This is a genomic window from Streptomyces sp. NPDC059564 (assembly GCF_042735575.1).
GTDB lineage: Bacteria > Actinomycetota > Actinomycetes > Streptomycetales > Streptomycetaceae > Streptomyces.
This window is the reverse complement of sequence record NZ_JBHWBP010000058.1, coordinates 13,524-33,384: the sequence shown is the minus strand read 5'-3', so window position 1 is coordinate 33,384 and position 19,861 is coordinate 13,524. Positions and strand designations below refer to the sequence as shown.

At 74.7% G+C, this 19,861-nt stretch carries 17 protein-coding genes; 9 read left to right on the top strand and 8 right to left on the bottom strand.

Features of this window, described 5'->3' with window-relative positions; genetic code table 11:
- The first annotated feature begins 228 nt into the window (after positions 1-228).
- The 3 genes from ACFV0Q_RS13595 (at position 229) to ACFV0Q_RS13585 (ending at position 3,841) form a co-directional block, all read left to right on the top strand.
- A complete protein-coding gene (locus tag ACFV0Q_RS13595; protein ID WP_385004709.1) occupies positions 229-1,269 on the top strand; it encodes a YgjP-like metallopeptidase domain-containing protein in 1,041 nt (346 codons plus the stop codon).
- A 311-nt stretch (positions 1,270-1,580) separates the two neighbouring features.
- Positions 1,581-2,624 (top strand): alpha/beta hydrolase, encoded by a 1,044-nt coding sequence (locus tag ACFV0Q_RS13590; RefSeq protein WP_385004707.1) that lies wholly within the window; start codon positions 1,581-1,583, stop codon positions 2,622-2,624.
- Complete coding sequence (locus ACFV0Q_RS13585) at positions 2,621-3,841, top strand: acyltransferase (protein WP_385004705.1); 1,221 nt, start codon at positions 2,621-2,623, stop codon at positions 3,839-3,841. The genes ACFV0Q_RS13590 and ACFV0Q_RS13585 overlap by 4 nt, the downstream gene beginning before the upstream one ends.
- A 77-nt stretch (positions 3,842-3,918) precedes the next feature.
- Here the strand turns inward: ACFV0Q_RS13585 and ACFV0Q_RS13580 are convergent, their stop codons facing one another.
- Positions 3,919-4,341, bottom strand: coding sequence for a DUF350 domain-containing protein (locus tag ACFV0Q_RS13580; RefSeq protein WP_385004703.1), 423 nt, complete (start codon positions 4,339-4,341; stop codon positions 3,919-3,921).
- Between the two features lie 107 nt (positions 4,342-4,448).
- Between ACFV0Q_RS13580 and ACFV0Q_RS13575 the strand changes: the two genes are divergently transcribed.
- Positions 4,449-6,236 (top strand): GNAT family N-acetyltransferase, encoded by a 1,788-nt coding sequence (locus tag ACFV0Q_RS13575; RefSeq protein WP_385004701.1) that lies wholly within the window; start codon positions 4,449-4,451, stop codon positions 6,234-6,236.
- A gap of 15 nt (positions 6,237-6,251) precedes the next feature.
- On the opposite strand, the gene ACFV0Q_RS13570 is transcribed toward ACFV0Q_RS13575, so the two are convergent.
- A complete protein-coding gene (locus tag ACFV0Q_RS13570; protein ID WP_385004699.1) occupies positions 6,252-8,279 on the bottom strand; it encodes an AMP-binding protein in 2,028 nt (675 codons plus the stop codon).
- A 140-nt stretch (positions 8,280-8,419) separates the two neighbouring features.
- On the opposite strand from ACFV0Q_RS13570, the gene ACFV0Q_RS13565 reads away from it, so the two are divergent.
- The 3 genes from ACFV0Q_RS13565 to ACFV0Q_RS13555 all read left to right on the top strand — a co-directional run bounded on the left by ACFV0Q_RS13565 (position 8,420) and on the right by ACFV0Q_RS13555 (position 11,948).
- Positions 8,420-10,345 (top strand): ABC transporter ATP-binding protein, encoded by a 1,926-nt coding sequence (locus tag ACFV0Q_RS13565; protein ID WP_385004697.1) that lies wholly within the window; start codon positions 8,420-8,422, stop codon positions 10,343-10,345.
- A 61-nt stretch (positions 10,346-10,406) separates the two neighbouring features.
- Complete coding sequence (locus tag ACFV0Q_RS13560; RefSeq protein WP_385004695.1) at positions 10,407-10,799, top strand: VOC family protein; 393 nt, start codon at positions 10,407-10,409, stop codon at positions 10,797-10,799.
- A gap of 81 nt (positions 10,800-10,880) precedes the next feature.
- Positions 10,881-11,948, top strand: coding sequence for a MerR family transcriptional regulator (locus tag ACFV0Q_RS13555; RefSeq protein ID WP_385004693.1), 1,068 nt, complete (start codon positions 10,881-10,883; stop codon positions 11,946-11,948).
- Between the two features lie 36 nt (positions 11,949-11,984).
- Here ACFV0Q_RS13555 and ACFV0Q_RS13550 read toward each other — a convergent pair whose 3' ends face one another.
- Both ACFV0Q_RS13550 and ACFV0Q_RS13545 read right to left on the bottom strand, forming a co-directional pair.
- On the bottom strand, positions 11,985-14,048 hold the full coding sequence (locus tag ACFV0Q_RS13550) for an ATP-binding protein (RefSeq protein ID WP_385004691.1): 2,064 nt from the start codon (positions 14,046-14,048) through the stop codon (positions 11,985-11,987).
- A gap of 45 nt (positions 14,049-14,093) precedes the next feature.
- The gene (locus tag ACFV0Q_RS13545; RefSeq protein ID WP_385004689.1) at positions 14,094-14,804 is read right to left on the bottom strand and encodes a FadR/GntR family transcriptional regulator; all 711 of its coding nucleotides are present in this window, start codon (positions 14,802-14,804) and stop codon (positions 14,094-14,096) included.
- A 124-nt stretch (positions 14,805-14,928) separates the two neighbouring features.
- Between ACFV0Q_RS13545 and ACFV0Q_RS13540 the strand changes: the two genes are divergently transcribed.
- Positions 14,929-15,462, top strand: coding sequence for a gluconokinase (locus ACFV0Q_RS13540; protein ID WP_385004687.1), 534 nt, complete (start codon positions 14,929-14,931; stop codon positions 15,460-15,462).
- A 52-nt stretch (positions 15,463-15,514) separates the two neighbouring features.
- On the top strand, positions 15,515-16,915 hold the full coding sequence (locus ACFV0Q_RS13535; RefSeq protein WP_385004685.1) for a gluconate:H+ symporter: 1,401 nt from the start codon (positions 15,515-15,517) through the stop codon (positions 16,913-16,915).
- Here the strand turns inward: ACFV0Q_RS13535 and ACFV0Q_RS13530 are convergent.
- From ACFV0Q_RS13530 to ACFV0Q_RS13515, 4 genes are all read right to left on the bottom strand, one after another.
- Positions 16,863-17,150 (bottom strand): hypothetical protein, encoded by a 288-nt coding sequence (locus ACFV0Q_RS13530; RefSeq protein ID WP_385004683.1) that lies wholly within the window; start codon positions 17,148-17,150, stop codon positions 16,863-16,865. The two genes, ACFV0Q_RS13535 and ACFV0Q_RS13530, sit on opposite strands and share 53 nt — an antisense overlap.
- Positions 17,147-18,322 (bottom strand): hypothetical protein, encoded by a 1,176-nt coding sequence (locus tag ACFV0Q_RS13525; RefSeq protein ID WP_385004681.1) that lies wholly within the window; start codon positions 18,320-18,322, stop codon positions 17,147-17,149. The genes ACFV0Q_RS13530 and ACFV0Q_RS13525 overlap by 4 nt, the downstream gene beginning before the upstream one ends.
- A 135-nt stretch (positions 18,323-18,457) precedes the next feature.
- Positions 18,458-18,973 (bottom strand): protein phosphatase, encoded by a 516-nt coding sequence (locus tag ACFV0Q_RS13520; protein WP_385004679.1) that lies wholly within the window; start codon positions 18,971-18,973, stop codon positions 18,458-18,460.
- Between the two features lie 25 nt (positions 18,974-18,998).
- Positions 18,999-19,781, bottom strand: a complete 783-nt coding sequence (locus ACFV0Q_RS13515; RefSeq protein ID WP_385004677.1) for a hypothetical protein — start codon at positions 19,779-19,781, stop codon at positions 18,999-19,001.
- Positions 19,782-19,861: the final 80 nt, after the last annotated feature.

The window sequence follows — 19,861 nt, the reverse complement described above, 5'->3', positions numbered from 1 at the left end:
TTTGTTCCTGGTTGTGGGGGGTGGCCTCGGCTGTGGGGCGGTCCTATTCATACTTCTCCCGCGCCTTCCCACTTCGGCGTCCCCGCCACTCCGGGCTGGGGCGGGCGCACGCCCGCCCCCCCCCCGCCGGGCTCGTCACCAGCCCCTTGCTGGTCTTCATCGCAGTTGACCCCCTCCCCATACATAGTAGAATCTAGATATAAGAATCAAGGGAAAGAGACACGCACAGTGGCCTATATCCACGAACGCAACATCACCGCCAACGACGTCGGCATCACCATCAAGACCAGCAATCGAACCAGCCTCGAACTCGACGTCGCCAGCACCGGCAACATCATCGTCCGAGGCCCCCACACCACCACCGACGAAGAAGCCCGCGACCTCGTCACCCGCCGCCGCCGCTGGATATACCGACAGCTCACCCACCTGTGCGAGACCACACTCGAGAACCCAATGAAGGTCATCGAGGATGGTGAGCAGTTCCCCCTCTTCGGCCGCCCCCACACCCTCCGCATCATCCGCCGAGACCCCGGCGCAAGCCCCGCCAACGCCTACACCCACCCCGACCTCGGCCCCATCATCGACCTCCACCAGCACGCGGCCACAAACCAGGACGATGCACGACGAACCCTCATCACCTTCTACAGCAACGCGACGAGAACTTGGCTGGAAAACCACGGCCACCAAATCACTCAACTCACCACCAATCCGGACACGCCCCTCACCGTGTCCTGGCGCGCACGCACCCGCTGGATCACCCGCCACAAGAACGGGGCCCTCACCCTCCACTGGGCACTCGGCCAGCTTCCCACCCGCCTCCTCCGCGAATTCCTCCACCGCACCCTCGGACTCCACTCCATCGCCGACGGCAAGGAACTCGACCACTACCTCAAGAACCTCTGGCTCGGCCGACTTCAGCTCACACCCGACCCTGAAGCACCAACCAACCCCAAGAACAGCGACACCTGCCCCAAGTGCCACGCCCACCCCGGCAACCTCCACACCAACTGGTGCGACCTCGCCCGCTGCGCCTTCACCGGATTCCAACGCAGCGGCTGCCAACACCCCAGCACGATCTGCCTCACCCTCTGGACCGGGCGCTGGCCCGGCGAGGAGGAGTGCGAGGAGTACGGCTTCTACTACCAGCCCGTCGACGGCTTCAGAGAACCGTGCAACGCCGACGACGAAGGCGCCGAGCCCGACCTGAACCGGCTGTACACCGAGTGCGTGTGGGACCCCGGCCAGCAACGCATGATCCTGCGCGTATGAGAGCCGGATCGCGCCCCTGTCTCCAAAGAGTCGCGAACTGAGTGCGCCGGTCACTTCAACGAGTCTTCGCAGTTCAGGCAGAGAGACCTGAGCTGCGGAAAGCCCCACCCGTGCTGTGGGTGCGTTGTGGGGGGACGCGGGGGACACAGGGGGGACAGAAGGCTAAGGAAACCCGGGGAAAGGCAAGGATAAAGACTCCGGCTCCTCCACCCCCTACTCGGGTATGACCTGGTAGTTGGCTCCTGGGTGCGACGTGTTGTCGGGTACCTCGTTCTTACCTTCCTCCTCGTTGCGAGGAGAGGAGAAGGGGCATGCGCCGCTTCGGAAGGACGTTGGCCGCGGTCGTGCTCGCGGGGGGCGTTGTCGTGGGGACCGCCGGGTGGGCTTCCGGCGACAGTCAGCGGGCCGTCACCGGGCCGCCGCCCGGGGCCGCCGCCTGGCGGGCCGATGCGGTGGCCGGGCGGGCGCTGCCCGATCCGGCGCGGGCCACACCGGATGAGGTGGCACGGTTCTTCGCCGGGCTCGACGAAGCCGTGCGGCGGGAGCTCGTACGGAGTCACCCGCTCGTGGTCGGCAATCTGGACGGGGGTCCGGTCGCGCTGCGGTACGAGGCCAATCGGCAGGCCGTCATCGCCACCGGTGAGGGCCGGTACGGCTCGCTCGCCTCGCCCGGTCGGCAGATCCTCGCGTTCGACCCGCGGGGGCGGGGTCAGGTCGCCGAGGTGTTCGGGGACCTGGAGCGCGCGGAGCACGTCTCGGTGATCGTGCCGGGGTCGGACAACGACGCCGCCTCCCACGACGCCCCGCGCAAGCCCGACACCGGTCCGGCCGGCATGGCCCGGGCGCTGCGGGCGGCGGCGGGCGGGGCCACGGCGGTCATCGCGTGGACCGGCTACACGACTCCGGTCGGGGTGGGCCTGGACGCGGCGGACGGCCGGCTCGCGGAGGCGGGCGCGGTGCGGCTGGCCCGGTTCACGGCGGGCCTCGACGCGGTCGGAGTGCCCGACCCGGTGCTGTTCTGCCACAGCTACGGCTCGGTGGTCTGCGGTATCGCGGCCCGGCACACCGACGCCACCGACATCGTGGCGTTCGGCTCCCCCGGGATGCGTGCGGACAGCGCGGCGGGCCTGCGTACGGGTGCCCGCGTCTGGGCGGCCCGCGGTCCGTCGGACTGGATCGCCAACGTGCCCAACGTCGAGTTCGCGGGGATCGGGCACGGAGCCGACCCCACCTCCCCGGCCTTCGGCGCCCGCCGGATCCCCGCCGCCGACGTGGTCGGCCACACCGGCTACTTCGCCCCCGGAACCCAGTCCCTGGCGGCCTTCGCCGCGATCGCGAAGGGAGACGTCCGATGAGCGTGACGAGCCGGGTCAGGGAAGTCGCCGAACGGATCGAGCGCAGGACGCCCGCGCATCGCGACCGGGCCGTCGACGGGCTGCGCGCCCTCGCGCTGCTCGCGGTGCCGACCGGGCACTGGCTGCTCGGCGGGTTCACCCTCGACCCGGAGGGCGGGCTGCACAACGCCAGCCCGCTATCCTCCTTCGGCGCTCTGGCCCCGGCGAGCTGGGTGCTGCAGATGCTCGGCATCTTCTTCCTCGTCGGCGGCTACGCCTCGGTGCTCTCCTTCCACCGCCGCACCGGCTCGACCGGGGCCTGGCTCAAGGGGCGGATGGTGCGGCTGGGGCGGCCGGTGCTCGGGGTGACGGCGGTGTGGGCGCTGGCGGCGCCGGTGCTGTACGCGGCCGGGGTGCCGGAGGCCACGCTGCGGACCGGGGCGACGCTGGTGATCCAGCCGCTCTGGTTCGTCGGGGTGTACGCGGTGGTGACCGCCCTGACCCCGTACTGCGTGTGGGCCGCCCGGCGGCTCGGCGGGTGGGCGGCGGCGCCGCTGCTGGCCTCGGTCGCGGTGGTGGACTTCCTGCGGTACGGGCCGCTGTCCGACGCGGTGCCGTCGTGGCTGTCGGTCCTGAACGTCCTGCCGGGCTGGATGTTCGCGTACCAGCTCGGCGTGTCGTGGGGCGAGCGGCGGATCGGGCGGCGCGGGGCGTGGCTGCTGCTGGTGGGCGGGGGCGTGCTGTTCGCGGCACTGCTGGTGGTGTTCCACTACCCGGCGTCGATGGTCGGGGTGCCGGGTGAGGCGCGGACCAACTCGCATCCGCCGTCGCTGCTGGTGCTGGCGCTGGCCTCGGCCCAGTCGGGTGCGGCGATGCTGCTGCGGGACCGGCTGGCGCGGCTGCTGGCGCGGCCGGCGCTGTGGGCGCCGGTGGTGGTGGTCAACCTGTCCGCGATGACCATCCTGTGCTGGCACCAGAGCGCCATGCTGGCGGCGGCCATGCCCGCCTCGTTCGTGGGCGGGGTGGCCGGGCTGACGACGGCGCCCGTGACGGTGGGGTGGATCCTGGCGCGGGTGGCGTGGATGCCGGTGTTCGCGGTGCTGCTGGTCGGCATCGCCCGGTACGCGCGCCGGTTCGAGGCTCCGCCGAAGCGGGGGCGCGGGGCTCCGGCGGTACGGCGGACCGTGGCGGGGCTGCTGGCGGCGGGGTTCGCGGTGTTCGCGCTGGGCCTGGCCTGACGCCGGCCGGGCGGGACCCGTACACGACGAGAGCGCCGCTCCCCCTCGGGAGCGGCGCTCTCGTCGTGCCGTACGGGTCAGGCGATGGAGGCCGCCACGATCGCGGCGACCGCGAGGTTGCAGGAGGCCGTGACCCAGACGGCCGGGTGCGGCTCGGGGTCGACGACGATGGCGCCGAGCTTGCCCGGGGTCACCAGGTCCAGCACCAGGAAGGCGACGGCCATCAGGACCAGGCCCAGCACGCCGAAGGCGGCGGTGGACAGCAGGCCCTTGCCGAAGTCGTCGTACGTCGTCCAGATCGAGGTGAAGACGATGCCGCCGATGCCGAGGAGCGCGGAGCTGAGCAGGAGGGCCGCGTTGCGGTTGCGCTCCTCCCAGATCTGCTTCGGGAGCTTCCCGGGCGTCAGCACGTCCACCAGGACGATGCCGAGGATCAGCAGCACGAGGCCGACGGCGCCGTACGCGCTCGTACGGCCAAGTCCGTTGATGATGTCGCTCATTGAGAAGCCTGTCTGGACGTGGGCGGGATAGGGATGTGCCAGGGACGTGCCGTGGGGAGGCCGAATCTATCTCACGGCCCGGCCGTGGACCATGGGGAGGTCAGGAAATGGCAAAGGTCAGGGCCGCGCGGTACGGGGAGGCCCGGGCGCTGACGGCGCTGGTCATGCGGTCCAAGGCGTACTGGGGGTACGACGCGGAATTCCTCGCCGCGTGCGCCCCGGAGCTGGCCGTCCACGACGGGGAACTCGCGGACCGGCGCGTCGTGGTGGCCGAAAACGGGGAGGGGGGTGTGCTGGGTCTCGCGTCCTTGGAACCTTCGGACGCCGACGGGGATGATGCGACCGTCGCCCGGCTCGGGCTGCTGTTCGTGGAGCCGGCGGCCATCGGCCGGGGCATCGGGCGGCTGCTGTACCGGGACGCCGTGCGCCGGGCCGCCGCGCTCGGGGTCCGCCGCCTGCTGATCGACTCCGATCCGTACGCGGCGGGGTTCTACCGGGCGATGGGCGCGGTGCCCTCGGCCGGAGCGGCGCCGGGGCTGGTGCGCTTCGAGGTGGCGCCGGTTCCCCTCGCCGGCTGGGCGCGGGCCTGGACGGGCGGGGTCCCGGCGGTGCACGTGGGCAACGTCGCGGAGTTCAACGCCCAGTTCGCCGACGCCTCGGTCGGCCGCGAGCACCGCCCCGCCCACGACTACGCCTGTCTCGCCGCGTTCTACAGCCCGTACCCGGCCGCGCTGGTGCTGCCGCGTTCCGTGCCGCCGGGCTGGATCCGGCTGGTGGGGCGGCAGTTGGGCTGGGGGCCCGAGGTGGAGGTCCACGACGGCCTCGCGGAGCGGGACCTGAGCCTGTCGGACGCCGTGCTGGCCCGGCCGGAGCTGGCCGCGCGGGTGTCGGGGCGCGGGCTGCCCCTCGTACCGTGGGGGCGGACGGAGCCGTACGGGCGGCTCGCCGGGCTGCCGTGGCGGCCGCGGGAGCTGCGCTACGAGTCCAAGTCGGCGGCGCACGCGCTGTTCGCCCGGATCCTGGCGGAGGGCGGGCACCCGCGGATCGCGCTCCCCGCGCAGTGGCGGGCGGCGACCCGCCGGGCGGCCGTCCGGATGCTGGCGGAGCGAGCCGGGGCCGGAATGACGACGGTGCTCAAGTCGGAGCACGGCGTGGGGGGTTCGGGCACGACGGTGGTGACGCCCGGGCGGGTCCGGGCGGCGGGCGGGGCGCGGGCGGTGCTGCGCGGGCTGCCGCGCGGGCCGCTGCTGGTGGAGGAGTACGTGGCGGACCCGGCGGACGGGCCGCGGGACCTGACGTACGACGGGTTCGTGGACGGCGGCGGGCGCCCGCACGAGGCCGGAGCGGCGGTGATGGAGGTGTCCGAGGGCGCCTACCGGGGTGCGACCGTGGGGCCGGGGGTGGTGCCCGCCGCGCTGGCCGAGCCGCTGCTGGCCTTCGGGGCGGCGGTGGGCCGGGAGCTGGCGGCCTCCGGCTACCGGGGCTGGTTCGACGTGGACTTCGTCGCCGACGCGGCGGGGCGGCTCGCGCCGACCGAGGCCAACCTGCGGCTCACGGGGCCGTCGGTGGCCTTCATGGTGGCGGCCCGGCTGGACGAGTTGCGGGGCGCGGGGCACCTCGTACGGATCGTCGACCGGGTGGAGCTGGGGGCGCGGCTGCCGGAGCCCCAGCTGGAGCAGCTGTGCGCGGAACTGGCGGCGTCCTGCGCCGAGTCGGGGTCGGTGTTCGTCCCGGCCATCGTGACGGGGGCCTTCGATCCGGCGCCCTGGCTCGGGGTACTGCTGGCCGCGCGCAGCGCCGCCGAGCTGGACGCGGCGGAGGCACGGGTACGCGCGGCGGCCCTCGCGACCGGCGCGGGCTTCGCTCGTTTCGCCGGCCCACCGGCCCCGGCCTGAGCCTCCGGAGCGGCGTCAGTCGTCGAAGTCGAAGGGGGAGCGGGGGCCTCGGAGGAGGTAGCAGACCACCAACAGGGCGGCGATCATCAGGGGGATGTTGAAGGCGTAGACGAGGGCGGCCTGGCGGGGCCAGTCGTGTTTGGACGCCAGGCGGTAGAAGTTGTCCTGGGGCCACCACGCGATCAGCAGGTACGACACGGACAGGTGGGCGGCGGTGGTCAGGGCCCGGCCCCGGCCCTGGCGCGCCATCCTCTTGCGGCCGCCGAACAGGAAGATCACCCCGGCGGCGAAGGCGGCGCTCTCGCACAGGTAGAGGACGAAGAAGAGGAACGCCCAGGGGCCCGGCACCCCGGTGAGGTCGGTCGAGCCGGGCCAGAGCCACCCGGTGAGGATCATCGCGGCCACGCCCAGCACCAAGCCCAGGCAGCCCACGGCGCAGCCGGACGGGAGCTCGCCCGATGCGGCGGTGCTCGCCTTGCCACTGCGTGCCCGCCCGGGCCCGGGCGCGGGCGCGGGCGGCGGTGACTTCGGGGGCTGCGGAAGCCCCGCGCGGTCCTCCTGCCCGGCCCTCGTGCGGGGCAGGACGCGCAGCCGGATCAGGTGGCTCGGGGTCCCGGCCGGTGGGACCCTCCCCTCCAGGTGCGCCCGCAGGGCCTCCGGGCCGACCGGTTCGGGGCCGCTCGGCCACAGGGGGTCCCCGGCGGGCGGGGCGACGTACGCGACGAGCCGGGAGCGGGGTCCGGAGGTGACCCGGGCGACGACGGCCGCGCCGAAGGCCGGGTGGGTCCGGATCTCGGACTCGACGGTGTACGGGTCGAGGCGGGTGCCGTCGTCCAGGGTGATCCGGTCGCGCAGCCGCCCGGCGAACTCCAGGAGCCCGTCGGGGCGCAGGACGGCGAGGTCGCCGGTGGGGAGGGCGTCGGCGCCGGGCGGGGCGAGGCGGATCTCCCCGTCGCGCAGGTCGGCACGGAAGCCGGGGAAGGGCGTGCCGAGCAGGGAGATCCGCTCGGCTTCGTCCAACGGTCCCGGCAGCTGCGGGAGTTCGAAGTAGGTGCCGGTGCCGGCGGCTTCGGTGGGGCCGTAGACGTTGAGGACGCGGGCGCCGGGACGCAACCGGGCCTGGAGCGCGCTGTGTTCGTCGAGGTAGAGCCGGTCCCCGGTGACGGCGAGCAGCCTCAGGGTGGCGAGGTCCGCGTCGGCGGGCTCGCGGCGCGGGCGGGGGACGGGCGGCCCGGGCCGGTCGTCGCGGAGCAGCAGCCGGGCCGCGGTCGCCGGGTCGGTGTGCAGGACGCCGACCCGCTGGTCCCGGACGGTGTCGAGGAGTTCCCCGGGCCCGTCGGCGGCGTCCGGCCGGCGCCCGGGCAGGACGAGGGCGCCGCCGGAGCACAGGGGGCGGGTCCAGCCCGCGGCGAAGGCGGTGACGTCGGGGCCGCAGGTGAACAGGTGGCGGTCGGCGGATGTCAGCCGGGCCGCCTCGGCCCAGCTCCCGTACGCGGCGAGCAGCAGCGCGTGGCCGACGCGGACGGGGCGCGGGAGGGCGGTACCGGTGAACAGCAGGGCGGCGTCCCGGTCCACCGGGCGACGGACGGGCGGGGTCTCGGGCCGCTCGGCGATCCGCGCGGCCTCCGCGCCGAGGCGGACGGCGCGCTGCCCCTCGGGCAGGCCGAGGCCCACCTGGTGGGCGGCGTCGGTGAGCAGGACGTACGGCGGCAGGGCGGCGAGCTGGCTCCGTCCGGTGCGCGGGGCGTCCGCGTCGATGACGGCGTAGGTGCCGCCCGCCTTGAGGGCGGCGAGGAGGCAGACGAGGAGTTCGGGCCGGGCGCCGACGCCGATGGCGACCAGTCCGCCGGCGGGCAGGGCACCGTCCAGCAGGTGGTGGGCCAGCCGGTTGGCGCGGGCGTCGAGCTCACCGTAGGAGAGTTCCTCGGCGCCGCGCAGGACGGCGGGGGCCTCGGGGGTGTCGCGGACCCATTGCCCGAAGCGTTCCAGGACGGTGTCGACGGCGGGGGGCTCGGGGCGGGCGGACGATGATGCCTGCGTCATCCCCCGATGATGCCACCGGGCGCAGACCCGGCACGAGGGTTGCGAACATCCCTTCCGCTCAAGGAAGTTGCCCGCCCCAACGGACGGCCATGGAGCAATTCCTTGACCTGGACATTGGTTGAGGTTCTAGCGTGGGGCGCATGGACATGGAAGTCACCGCCTGGCATTCGCTGCACAGCGCGATCAACGCCCAGCAAGACCGGCGCCCCCTCTCGCGGGCGAGCCTGCGCCGGATCGCCACCTTCGCGCGCCCGCACCGGCGCGGCCTGACCCTCTTCCTGCTCCTCAGTGTGGTGGGCGCGCTCCTCGCGGTGGCCACCCCGCTGCTGGCCAGCCGGATCGTGGACGCCATCGTGAAGGGCGCAGGCGCCGGGGACGACAACGCCGTCACCCGGCTCGCCCTGCTCATCGCGGTGATCGCGGTCGCCGAGGCGGGCCTCGGCCTGCTGACCCGCAAGCTCTCCGCCACCCTCGGCGAGGGCCTGATCCTCGACCTGCGGACCGCCGTCTTCGACCACGTCCAGCGGATGCCGGTGGCCTTCTTCACCCGGACCAGAACGGGCGCGCTCGTCAGCCGCCTCAACAACGACGTGATCGGCGCGCAGCGGGCCTTCAGCAACACCCTGTCCGGGGTGGTCTCCAACACCGTGACCCTGCTGCTGACGCTGGGGGTGATGCTCACCATCTCCTGGCAGATCACCCTGCTGGCCCTGGTGCTGCTGCCCGTGTTCGTGCTGCCGGCCCGCCGGATGGGCGCGCGGATGGCGGGGATGCAGCGGGAGGCCTCCACGCTGAACGCCGCGATGGGCACGCAGATGACCGAACGGTTCTCCGCCCCCGGTGCCACCCTGGTCAAGCTGTTCGGGCGGCCCGCCGACGAGTCCGCCGAGTTCGCGGCCCGCGCCGCCCGGGTGCGGGACATCGGGATCCGTACGGCGATGGCCCAGTCGGCGTTCATCACCGCGCTCACCCTGGTCTCCGCGCTCGCCCTCGCCCTGGTCTACGGCCTGGGCGGCCACTTCGCCCTGCGCGGGACCCTGGAGGCCGGTTCCGTCGTCGCGCTCGCCCTGCTGCTGACCCGGCTGTACGCCCCGCTGACCGCGCTCGCCGGGGCCCGCGTCGAGGTGATGAGCGCCATGGTCAGCTTCGAGCGGGTCTTCGAGATCCTGGACCTGAAGCCGCTGATCGAGCAGAAGCCGGACGCCCGCGCCGTGCCCGAGGGGCCGGTGGCGGTGGAGTTCGACCGGGTGTCCTTCGGCTACCCCTCCCCCGACAGGGTGTCGCTCGCCTCCCTGGAGGAGGTCGCCACCCTCGATTCGCGGGGCGGCACCCAGGTCCTGCACGAGGTGTCCTTCCGTGCCGAGCCCGGCCAGATGGTCGCCCTCGTCGGCTCCTCCGGCGCCGGCAAGTCGACCATCGCCCAGCTGCTGCCGCGCCTGTACGACGCCGACGCGGGCGCGGTCCGCCTGGGCGGGATCGACGTACGCGACCTGACGGCCGACTCCATCCGCGAGACGCTGGGCATGGTCACGCAGGACGGGCACCTCTTCCACGAGTCGGTACGGGCCAACCTGCTGCTGGCCCGGCCCGGCGCCGGCGAGGAGGAGATCTGGGACGCCCTGCGCCGCTCCCGCCTCGACGGGCTCGTGGCCTCGCTGCCCGACGGTCTGGACACGGTGGTCGGCGAGCGCGGCTACCGGCTGTCGGGCGGCGAACGCCAGCGGCTGACCATCGCCCGGCTGCTGCTGGCCCGGCAGCGGGTGGTGATCCTCGACGAGGCCACCGCCCACCTGGACAACACCTCCGAGGCGGCCGTGCAGGAGGCGCTGGCCGAGGCCCTCGCGGACCGGACCGCCGTGGTGATCGCGCACCGGCTCTCGACGGTGCAGGCCGCCGATCTGATCCTGGTCGTCGAGGAGGGCCGGATCGTGGAACGCGGCACGCACCACGAGCTGCTGGCGGTGGGCGGCCGGTACGAGGAGCTGTACCGGACCCAGTTCGCCACCCGCGACACGGGGGCCCCCGAACCCCTTCCGGGCGGCGCGGCGGCGGCCTCGGGCGCATGATGCCGGGGGGCCCGCGCGCCGTCCGGGCGCCGGGCCCGTCCGCTCACGAGGGGAGTCCGCCATGGACATCAAGCTCGAACTGGTCGCCGTCCCGGTCACCGACGTCGACCGGGCGAAGGCCTTCTACGAACGGCTCGGCTTCCACGCCGACCACGACGCCGCCGTCAGCGACGAGATCCGCTTCGTCCAGCTGACCCCGCCCGGATCGGCCTGCTCGATCGCCATCGGCAAGGGGCTGACCCGGATGGTCCCGGGGTCGCTGGACAACCTGCAGGTGGTGGTCGCCGACATCGAGGAGGCGTACGCGGACCTGCGGGGCCGGGGCGTGGAGGTGACGGAGATCCAGGACATGCCGTGGGGGTCCTTCGTCTACTTCTCCGACCCGGACGGCAACGGCTGGGCCGTCCAGCAGACCACCCCGCGCACGGCGACGGCCGGGCCCGACGGGCACTGAGCGACCCGTCCCACGGCCGGCTGGAACTTCCGGGCCCGCGGGTTTGACCTTCGAGTGGGATGAAAGCCGATCATCGGGTCCATGGACGCCACCCCTGAACTGATGGGCATCAGCACCTTCGGCCGCCTCGTCGGGCTCGCGCCGAGCGCCCTGCGCTTCTACGACGACTGCCGCGTACTGCTCCCCGCCCACGTAGACCCGGCCACCGGATACCGGTACTACGCCGAGACCCAGCGGGCCCGGGCCACTCTGCTGCGCGGACTGCGCGCGGCGGGACTGGCCCTGCCCGACGTGGTCACCGTCCTCGACGGGCCGCCCGAACGGGCCCGACGGGTACTGGAGCGGCACCGCCGGACGGTACGGGAGTCGGGGCGGGCCGCCGACGCGGCGGTCCGCGCCGTCCTGGAGACCCTCCCGGCGGGGCCCGCCCGCACCGAGGTCACCCTCGGCGGTCCGGAGCTGGCGAGCGCCGTCCGGCAGGTGGCCCCGGCGGCCGGGCGGGATCCCGAACACCCCGTACTGGGCTGCGTGCTGGTGGAGTTCGACGAGGACGAGGTCCGCTTCGTGGCCACCGACCGCCACCGGCTCTCGCTGCGCACCCTGCGCCCCGCCGCCGTGACCGGACCGCCCGGGCGGCTGCTGGTCGAGGCCCCGGCCCTGGCCGCGCTCGGCGCCTGGGCGGCCCGGGCCGCCGAGGTCACCCTGACGGCGGGCCCGCCCGGCACCCCCCTGACCGTCAGCCACCCGGGCGGGTCGCGCGAACTGCCGGTGTCCGAGGGGACCTACCCCGCCTACCGGGACATGCTCGCCGCCCTGGAGGCCCTGCCCGTGCCCGTCCACCGGGTCGTCGTGGACCGGGTCGCGCTGCTCGGCGCCCTCGACGCCTGTGGGGAGCGCCCCGCCGTGGCCCTGGAACTGGGGCCCGACCGGCTGCGGGTGGCGGACGCCGAGCTGCCCGCCGTGTGCGGGGAGGCCACGCCGGTCCGGGTCGGCTTCGACCCGGCGGTGCTGGCGGGCGCGCTGGAGGCGAGCGTGGGGCCGGACGTCCTGCTGGAGATCCCGGCCACGGCCCGCCCCGCCCTCGTCCGCTCCGCCGACCAGGGCACCTTCACCACCCTGGTCATGCCCGTCGCCCTCCCCGCCGCCTGAACACGCCTCGCGCCGAGGCGCTCGGGCCGGGGCCGGTCAGGCCGGGTGGGGCCGGCCGCGGAGGGCGTGGCCCTGGCGGACGCCCTCCGCGAAGGCGGCCTCGTAGGCCTCGTCCCCGAGGGCCTCTCGGGCCGACCGCTCGAACTCCTCGTGCATGGAGCGCAGTTCGGGCGTGCCGCGCTGCGGGTGGCCGACCGCCTGCCAGTACGCGTGGCCCGCACCGTAGGCGCGCGCGCCGCCCGCCCCGTCGCCGTTCGCGGCCCGGGCGGCGGCCAGCAGGTCGAGGCCGAGGGCGGTGCCGAAGCTGTCGCCGAGTTCCCGCTTGCTCTCCAGCATCGCCCGGGCGTGCTCGGCGGACTCGGCGGGGCGGCCCTCGAACAGGCCGATCAGGGCCAGCTGGTAGTCGGCGTAGGCCCGCGTCCAGTACTCCTGCCGGGCCTCGCACTCCGCGCGCAGCCGCTCGGCCTCCTCCCGCGCGTCGGCGAACAGTCCGGTGCCGGTCAGCGCGAAGACCCGTACGAGGTGGCAGCGCAGCCGGGGCCCGGATTCGAAGGGCGTGCCGGGGAAGGCCTCCAGGGCGTTGTCGGCCACGATCCGGGCGGCCAGCGGGCGGCCGGCCAGCAGGTGGCTGACGCCGAGCAGGTAGGCGGCGTCGAGGGCCGGTCCCCGGCCCGCGTCCGGCCGGGCGGCCAGGGCCTCGCAGGCCACCGCGATCCGGTGGGCCTCCTCGTGCGCGCCCTGCAGGAGCAGGGTCACCCCGAGGGCCCACAGGGCGCGCATCCGGCCGGGCGTGTCCACGTCCTGGGGGCGGGCGGCGGCGAGGGCCCGTTCCAGGTAGGAGCGGGCGACGTGGAGGCAGCCGCAGCAGGCCCAGAAGAAGCCGACGCGCCCGGCGAGTTCGAGGGCCGCGGTGGGCGCGGTGGCCAGGAGGTGGTCGAGGGCCGCGCAGATGTCCCCGTAGGCGGCGGCGACCCTGCGGTAGGCGTCGCGCTGCCCGGGGCCGATCCAGTCCGCCTCCGCGGCGCGCACCAGGTCCAGGAAGTGGGCCGCGTGCCGGGCGCGCAGCGCGTCCCGTTCGCCGATGCCGTCGCGCCACATGGCCCCGTACTCGCGGATCGTGTCGAGCATCCGGTAGACGGTGCCGTCTCCGGTGCTGCGCACGACGGACTTGCCGACGAGCGACGCGAGCAGCGGCGGGACCTCCTCGGCGGTGAACGGGGGCGCGGAACACACCGCCCGGGCGGCGGCCCCGTCGAAGGTGCCGGCGAAGACGGAGAGCCGCAGCCAGAGCAGGCGTTCGCGGGGCGTGCACCACTCGTGGCTCCAGCCGATGGCGCTGCGCAGGGCCCGGTGGCGGGGCGGCCGGTCCCCGGCGCCGCCGGACAGCGGGCCGATCCGGCGGGCGAGCCGGTCGGCGAGTTCCTCGACGGTGTGGTCCGTCAACTGCGCGGCGGCGAGTTCCAGCGCGAGGGGGACCCCTTCGAGGCGGGAGCAGATCGCGCGGGCGGCCGCCAGCCGCTGCGGCGTCCACGGCCGCGCCCGTACGGCGTCCGCCCGCGCGGTGAAGAGGGCGAGGGCCTCCCGGGCGTGCGGCGCGTGCGGCAGCGGCCCGAGTTCCAGCACGTGCTCGGCGGCCAGCGCGAGGGGCTCCCGGCTGGTCAGGAGCACCACGAGGTGCGGTGCGGCGTCCAGCAGGTCTTGTACGAGGACCCGTACGGGCGCGATGAGATGTTCGCAGCAGTCCAGTACGAGGAGCAGCCGGCGCGCGCCGATCCATTCGGCCACCGCTTCGGCGAGGGTGCGCGGGGTGTGGTCGGCGAGGTCGAGCGCGTCCGCGACGGTGTCCACGAGCAGCCGGTCGCCGGGCAGCGGGGAGAGGTCGGCCCAGTGGATCCCGTCGGGGAAGGGGCGGGCGGGCCCGGCGGGTCCGTCGGCCGCGGCCAGGACCTGCCGGACCAGGCGGGTCTTGCCGACGCCGCCGGGCCCGGTCACGGTGATCAGCCGCCGCTCCGTCAGGGCCGCGCACAGCGCGGCCAGTTCGGCGTTCCGCCCCACGAAGGAGGCTGATCCGTCCTCGTTGCCCTCGGCATCTCCCCGCACGCGCCCAGTGTGGCGCACGGTGCGGGGTGCGCGTACCGGACGGAGTCAGGGCGCGAGGACGTCGAGCTCCTCCAGGGCGCCGAGGGCGATCTGCCGGGTCAGGGCCTCGGCCGCGGCGGCGTCCCCTTCCCGTACCGCTTCGGCGACGCGGACGTGGAGGGTGACGGCGGCCGGGTCGGGGTCGTGGAACATCACGGAGTGCTGGGTGCGGCCGGTGAGCACCTCGGCGACGACGTCGCCCAGGCGGGCGAACATCTCGTTGCCGGAGGCGTTCAGCACGATGCGGTGGAAGGCGACGTCGTGGTGGAGGTAGCCCTCCAGCTGGTGGCCGCGCGAGGTGCGGACCATGCCGAGGGCCGCTTCGGTGAGCTGCGCGCACTGTTCGGGGGTGGCGCGGGTGGCGGCGAGTCCGGCCGCGACGGGTTCGACCGCCGAGCGCAGGACGGTCAGGGACCGCAGCTGGCGGGGCCGGTCGGGGCCGGCGAGGCGCCAGCGGATGACGCGCGGGTCGTAGACGTTCCACTCCTCGGCGGGGCGGACGGTGACGCCGACCCGGCGGCGGGACTCGACGAGCTGCATCGACTCCAGGACGCGGACCACCTCCCGCACCACGGTGCGGGAGGCGTCGAAGCGCACGGCGATCTCGTCGGTGCGCAGGACGCTGCCGGGCGGGTGCTCCCCCGCCGTGATCGCGAGGCCGAGGGTGTCCAAAACCTGGGTGTGGAGTCCTGGGTTTGGACTGCCTTCGGTGGTCATGGCGTAAGCGTACGGTGACGGCCGGGCTCACCAATGGTGTGATGTTTTACGCCGACCTCTTGAATAAGTACTACTTAATAGGGTTGGGTGGTGGCCACCCCGGGCCTCCCCCCTCCCGGGGCCGATGTCAACGAGGACAGCGAGGTTCGGCGTGAGCTCCCAGCGCGTCATTGTGGTGATGGGCGTGGCCGGCACGGGCAAGACGACCGTGGGCCGGCGCCTCGCGGAGGCCCTCGGCCTCCCCTACGCGGAGGGCGACGCCTTCCACCCGGCGGCCAACGTGGCCAAGATGTCGGCGGGCACCCCGCTGGACGACGCCGACCGCGGGCCCTGGCTCGACGCCATCGGCGTGTGGATCCGCGACCGGGCGGGGCGGGGCGGTGGCGTGGTCGCCGCCTCCTGCCTCAAGCGCGCGTACCGCGACCGGCTGCGCACCGCCGCCCCCGAGGTCGTGTTCGTCCACCTCACCGGGGAACGGGCCCTGATCGGGGAGCGGATGGCCGCGCGCACGGGCCACTTCATGCCCACCACCCTGCTGGACTCCCAGTTCGCCACCCTCGAACCGCTCCAGGCGGACGAATCGGGTGTGGCCGTCGACGTCGCCGGCAGTCCCGAGGAGATCACCGAACGGGCGCTCGCCGCCCTGCGCCGCCTCTGACGCGGAGCACGCTCCCCCGTCCCGTACCTCCACAGAGTCAGGAAAACCCACCGTGACCGGTCTCAGCGTCGAGACACTGGCGGCGGCCGCCGCCCCCGGACCCATCACGTCCGCCGGGAACGCCCAGTTGGGCATCGCGGTCCTGCTGGGCATCGCCGTCATCGTCCTGCTCATCACCCGCCTCAAGATGCACGCCTTCCTGGCCCTGACGGTGGGCTCGCTGGCCCTCGGGGCCTTCGCGGGCGCCCCGCTGAACAAGACGATCGCCAGCTTCACCGCGGGCCTCGGGGCAACGGTCGCGGGCGTCGGCGTCCTCATCGCGCTCGGCGCGATCCTCGGCAAGCTCCTGGCGGACTCCGGCGGCGCGGACGAGATCGTGGACACGATCCTGGCCCGCGCCAAGGGCCGGGCCATGCCCTGGGCCATGGTGCTGATCGCCTCCGTGATCGGACTGCCGCTCTTCTTCGAGGTCGGCATCGTGCTGCTGATCCCGGTCGTGCTGCTGGTCGCCAAGCGGGGCGGCTACTCGCTCCTGCGCATCGGCATCCCGGCCCTGGCCGGCCTGTCGGTGATGCACGGTCTGATCCCGCCGCACCCCGGCCCGCTGGTCGCCATCGACGCCCTGCACGCCAACCTGGGCGTCACGCTCGCCCTCGGCGTCGTCGTCGCGATACCGACCGTGATCATCGCCGGGCCGCTGTTCGCCCGGTACGCCGCCCGCTGGGTGGACATACCGGCGCCCGAGCACATGATCCCCGCGCGCCCGTCGGCGGACCTGGAGCGGCGCCCCGGATTCGGGGCCACGGTCTTCACCGTGCTGCTGCCGGTGGCGCTGATGCTGGTCAAGGCCCTCGTCGACATCGTTGTCGACGACCCCGCCAACGGACTGCAGAAGGTCACCGACGTCGCCGGATCCCCGCTGATCGCTCTGCTGTCGGCCGTGCTGGTGGGGATGTTCACCCTCGGCCGGGCGGCCGGGTTCACCCGGGAGCGGCTGTCGTCGACGGTGGAGAAGTCCCTCGCGCCGATCGCCGGAATCCTGCTGATCGTGGGTGCGGGCGGCGGCTTCAAGCAGACCCTGATCGACGTGGGCGTCGGTCAGATGATCCTGGACCTGTCGAAGGACTGGGCCGTACCGGCCCTGCTGCTGGGATGGCTGATCGCGGTGGCGATCCGGCTGGCCACGGGGTCGGCGACGGTCGCCACCATCTCGGCGGCCGGGCTGGTGGCCCCGCTCGCGGCGGGCATGTCCACGACGGAGACGGCGCTGATGGTGCTGGCGATCGGCGCGGGATCGCTGTTCTTCAGCCACGTCAACGACGCCGGGTTCTGGCTGGTCAAGGAGTACTTCGGGATGAGCGTCGGGCAGACCCTCAAGACCTGGTCGGTGATGGAGAGCATCATCTCGGTGACGGGCCTGGGCTTCGTCCTGTTGTTGTCACTCGTCCTGTGACACCGCCGTGGACCCCGTCCAGCTGGGCGGCGGCGAGCGCGAAGCCGTCCGCCGCCCGGGCGCAGCGGTCCGCGACGGCGGCGACCTCGGCGCGGAAGGCGTCGGCCTGCGGGCCCCGCCACTCCAGCGCGGCGGCGCCCGCCCGCAGCCGGCGGGCGTGGGAGCGCAGGGCCGCGCAGTGGCTGCGCAGGCCGTCGGCCGGGGCGGGCGGGGGCATCCGCGGGGTGTCGCTCACGGGTTCCTCCAGGAGGTCGTGGCCGGCGGGCGGTCCGCCTCGCCGAGCGGGATCAGCCGGCTGCCGGTGACCTTCCCGTCGGCGGCGGACACGGCCCCGCCGACGGAGGCCGCCGAGGCCAGCGGGTGCACCCGGGTACGGGAGTCGGCCGGGCTGCGGGCGTCGGCCGGGGAGCCGACGGCGAACACGTGGGTGAGCGCGTAGACGGCGTTGAAGTCCCGGTCCCGGGCCAGGTCCATGGCGGTGACGGCGCCCAGCCGGTGGCCGACCAGGACGAGTTCGGCGCCGGAGGGGACCAGTGCGCGCAGGGCCCGGGCCACGTCCAGGGCGCGCGAGGAGTCCCGGTCGGCCAGCTGGACCACGTAGCGCGAGGTGTCCGCGAGGCCCGTCACCCGCTGGACGAGCAGGGCGTCGGCCTCGCCGAGCAGGGTCGTGTTGCGGACGTACCCGGCGAGCGTGCCGGAGGTGTCGAGGGCCTCCAGCAGCCCCGTCCCGGGACTCGGTTCCTGATCCGGGCCCGGCCCCCGGGCGAAGAAGGCGCGCAGGGCGGCCCCGAGGCCCAGGAGCGGTTCGGCGGTCACGGCCCGGCCGGTGGCCACCTGCCAGCCCGCGTGGTCGTTGAAGGGGTTCTCGTCGGTCAGCGCCTGCCACGCCAGGATGTCCGCGAAGGTCGGGGCCAGCAGGGTGAAGGCCTGTGCCGCGCCCCGTTCGCGCAGGATCACCCGGAAGGCGCGGGCCGCCTCGTCCTGCCGGCCCTCCGCCACCGCCCGCAGGACGGCGGCGCAGTCCGGGTCCGCGAGCAGGTCGGGGCGGCCCACGCCGGCGACCCGGATCCGCGCCTTCAGCCCGCAGACGGCGGTGGTCACCGCCAGGCTCTCCCTGCGGGCCAGGATCCCGGCGAACCACCCGGCCCGGGCCACGCCCCGCCCCCGCGGGGCCCAGCCGAGGCCCGCCGGGTCGGTGAGCGTGCGCAGCAGGGTCCGCCAGGCGCGGCGCCGGCGGCTGCCGCGCCCCACGAGGGCGGCGGCGGGCAGGCGGGCGCCGAGGGCGATCCCGGAGGCGTAGCAGGCGGCCTCGCCCACGGCGTCGGCGGCCTCGGCCAGTTCCCGGCACAGGGCGTCGAGCGCGTCGACGTCCGGGTCGGTGGCCGGCGCGGTCACGGCGTCGGACATGGGCTCCTCGCGGGGGTGCGACAGGGGTGCGGGCCGGGGGTACGGCCGTCCGCGGGCCACGGTGGTGGTCCGCGTACGGCGAGCGACTTCGGCATCACCGTACGTCGGGCCCTGCGGGCGCGCGCTCCGACTGCGCTACGGGAGTGGGTCGAGCCCGGCGAGCCGGGCGGCGGCGTCCAGCCCGGTGGCGAGGTAGTCCGTGAAGACCGGGTTGTGCAGGGCCCAGGGGGAGCGCCTGCTCCGGATGAGGTCGACGGCCTCGTCGGGTGCGGCGCCCCGGCCGACGAGGCACTGGGCGACCACGAGGCCGGAGCGGTTGTAGCCGTAGTAGCAGCGCACCAGCGTCCGGCGCCCGGCGTCGAGGGCGAGTCCGGCGGCTTCGGCGAGGCGGCGGACGGTGTCGAGCTGGGCGGCCGTCAGGGGTGCGTCGGGCATCTCCCCGACCAGGTGTTCGGCGTCCGGGCCGGGGCCGTGGCCGGGCCGGGTGTAGAGGCTGATCACGAGGTCGAACTCGTCGGTGACGACGGCGGGGCGCAGCTCTCCGGCGGCGTCCGCCCAGACGTGGCCGCCCATCCACAGGCCGGGGGTGATCTCGTCCCAGGGGCTCGGGGGACCGGGCGCGTCGGGGTTCTTCCCGCGGGTTTTGGTCATCTCGGCCGGATCGTACAACACCCCGTCAGAGAGCGGGAGTTGTATGCGATTCGGCCTCGCTGAAGACGGCCTCGCGGAAGACGGCCTCGCGGAACGCGGTGCGCAGCGGGGCGGCCGGGGCGGGGGCGGCCCCGGTGCTCGGGAGGAGGGCGGCCCAGCGGTCGCGCCGGGGGGAGATCCACAGGGCCGGGCCGGGGGCGGCCGGGGCGTGGTGGGCCCAGACCCCGGCGGGGGCCGGATGCCAGAGCAGGCCTCGGGAGGGGGTGAGCTCGCCGGTGCGGATGCGCAGGGACTGCGCCGTCCAGGCCCGGCTGATGGGGTGGTCGGCGGTGGAGAGCAGGTGGCGCGGGAAGCGGACGAGGTCGGCCAGGGGCGCGTAGAGGGTGCCGTCGGCGAAGCGGGTGCCGGTCATGCCGAGCGGGCCCCAGATCCGGGTCCGGGCGAACTCGGCCAGCGGGGTGCCGGTCAGGTGCTCGGCGAGGCGGGTGAGGGCGGCGAGGGCGGGCGGGCCGTCGCCGCGCGTGAGCAGGTGGTGGGCGGTGGCGCCGCCGGGCAGCCCCGCCGCGGCGGCTTCCCCGTAGGCGGTGAGCGGGGTGTGGAGGGCGAGTTCCCCCTCGGTGACGAGGCTGCCGAGGACGGGCCACAGCGCGAGCACCGCCGTGAGGCCGCCGACGTCGAGGGGGGTGTCGCGGTCGCCGGGCGAGCCCGCGTGGACGGCGTCCGACGACCCCGCCGCCCAGACGGCGTCCGGGTCGGCGGAGCGGACGAGGGCCTCGATGGGGCCCGCCTGCAAGCGGTGCGGGGTCATGTCCGGCACGCTACGGCGCCCCGCGCGGGCTCCCGGGCGCGTCGCGGCCCTGTCGCCGCCCGCCACCCGAATGCGGGGGG

What these genes read in the sequence shown, in the direction of transcription:
- ACFV0Q_RS13555 (WP_385004693.1), top strand. Translation starts at nt 10,881, where the DNA reads ATGGACGCCACCCCTGAACTGATGGGCATCAGCACCTTCGGCCGCCTC.
- ACFV0Q_RS13560 (WP_385004695.1), top strand. Translation starts at nt 10,407, where the DNA reads ATGGACATCAAGCTCGAACTGGTCGCCGTCCCGGTCACCGACGTCGAC.
- ACFV0Q_RS13590 (WP_385004707.1), top strand. Translation starts at nt 1,581, where the DNA reads ATGCGCCGCTTCGGAAGGACGTTGGCCGCGGTCGTGCTCGCGGGGGGC.
- ACFV0Q_RS13515 (WP_385004677.1), bottom strand. Translation starts at nt 19,781, where the DNA reads ATGACCCCGCACCGCTTGCAGGCGGGCCCCATCGAGGCCCTCGTCCGC.
- ACFV0Q_RS13545 (WP_385004689.1), bottom strand. Translation starts at nt 14,804, where the DNA reads ATGACCACCGAAGGCAGTCCAAACCCAGGACTCCACACCCAGGTTTTG.
- ACFV0Q_RS13520 (WP_385004679.1), bottom strand. Translation starts at nt 18,973, where the DNA reads ATGACCAAAACCCGCGGGAAGAACCCCGACGCGCCCGGTCCCCCGAGC.
- ACFV0Q_RS13525 (WP_385004681.1), bottom strand. Translation starts at nt 18,322, where the DNA reads ATGTCCGACGCCGTGACCGCGCCGGCCACCGACCCGGACGTCGACGCG.
- ACFV0Q_RS13565 (WP_385004697.1), top strand. Translation starts at nt 8,420, where the DNA reads ATGGACATGGAAGTCACCGCCTGGCATTCGCTGCACAGCGCGATCAAC.
- ACFV0Q_RS13540 (WP_385004687.1), top strand. Translation starts at nt 14,929, where the DNA reads ATGTCAACGAGGACAGCGAGGTTCGGCGTGAGCTCCCAGCGCGTCATT.
- ACFV0Q_RS13575 (WP_385004701.1), top strand. Translation starts at nt 4,449, where the DNA reads ATGGCAAAGGTCAGGGCCGCGCGGTACGGGGAGGCCCGGGCGCTGACG.
- ACFV0Q_RS13570 (WP_385004699.1), bottom strand. Translation starts at nt 8,279, where the DNA reads ATGACGCAGGCATCATCGTCCGCCCGCCCCGAGCCCCCCGCCGTCGAC.
- ACFV0Q_RS13585 (WP_385004705.1), top strand. Translation starts at nt 2,621, where the DNA reads ATGAGCGTGACGAGCCGGGTCAGGGAAGTCGCCGAACGGATCGAGCGC.
- ACFV0Q_RS13580 (WP_385004703.1), bottom strand. Translation starts at nt 4,341, where the DNA reads ATGAGCGACATCATCAACGGACTTGGCCGTACGAGCGCGTACGGCGCC.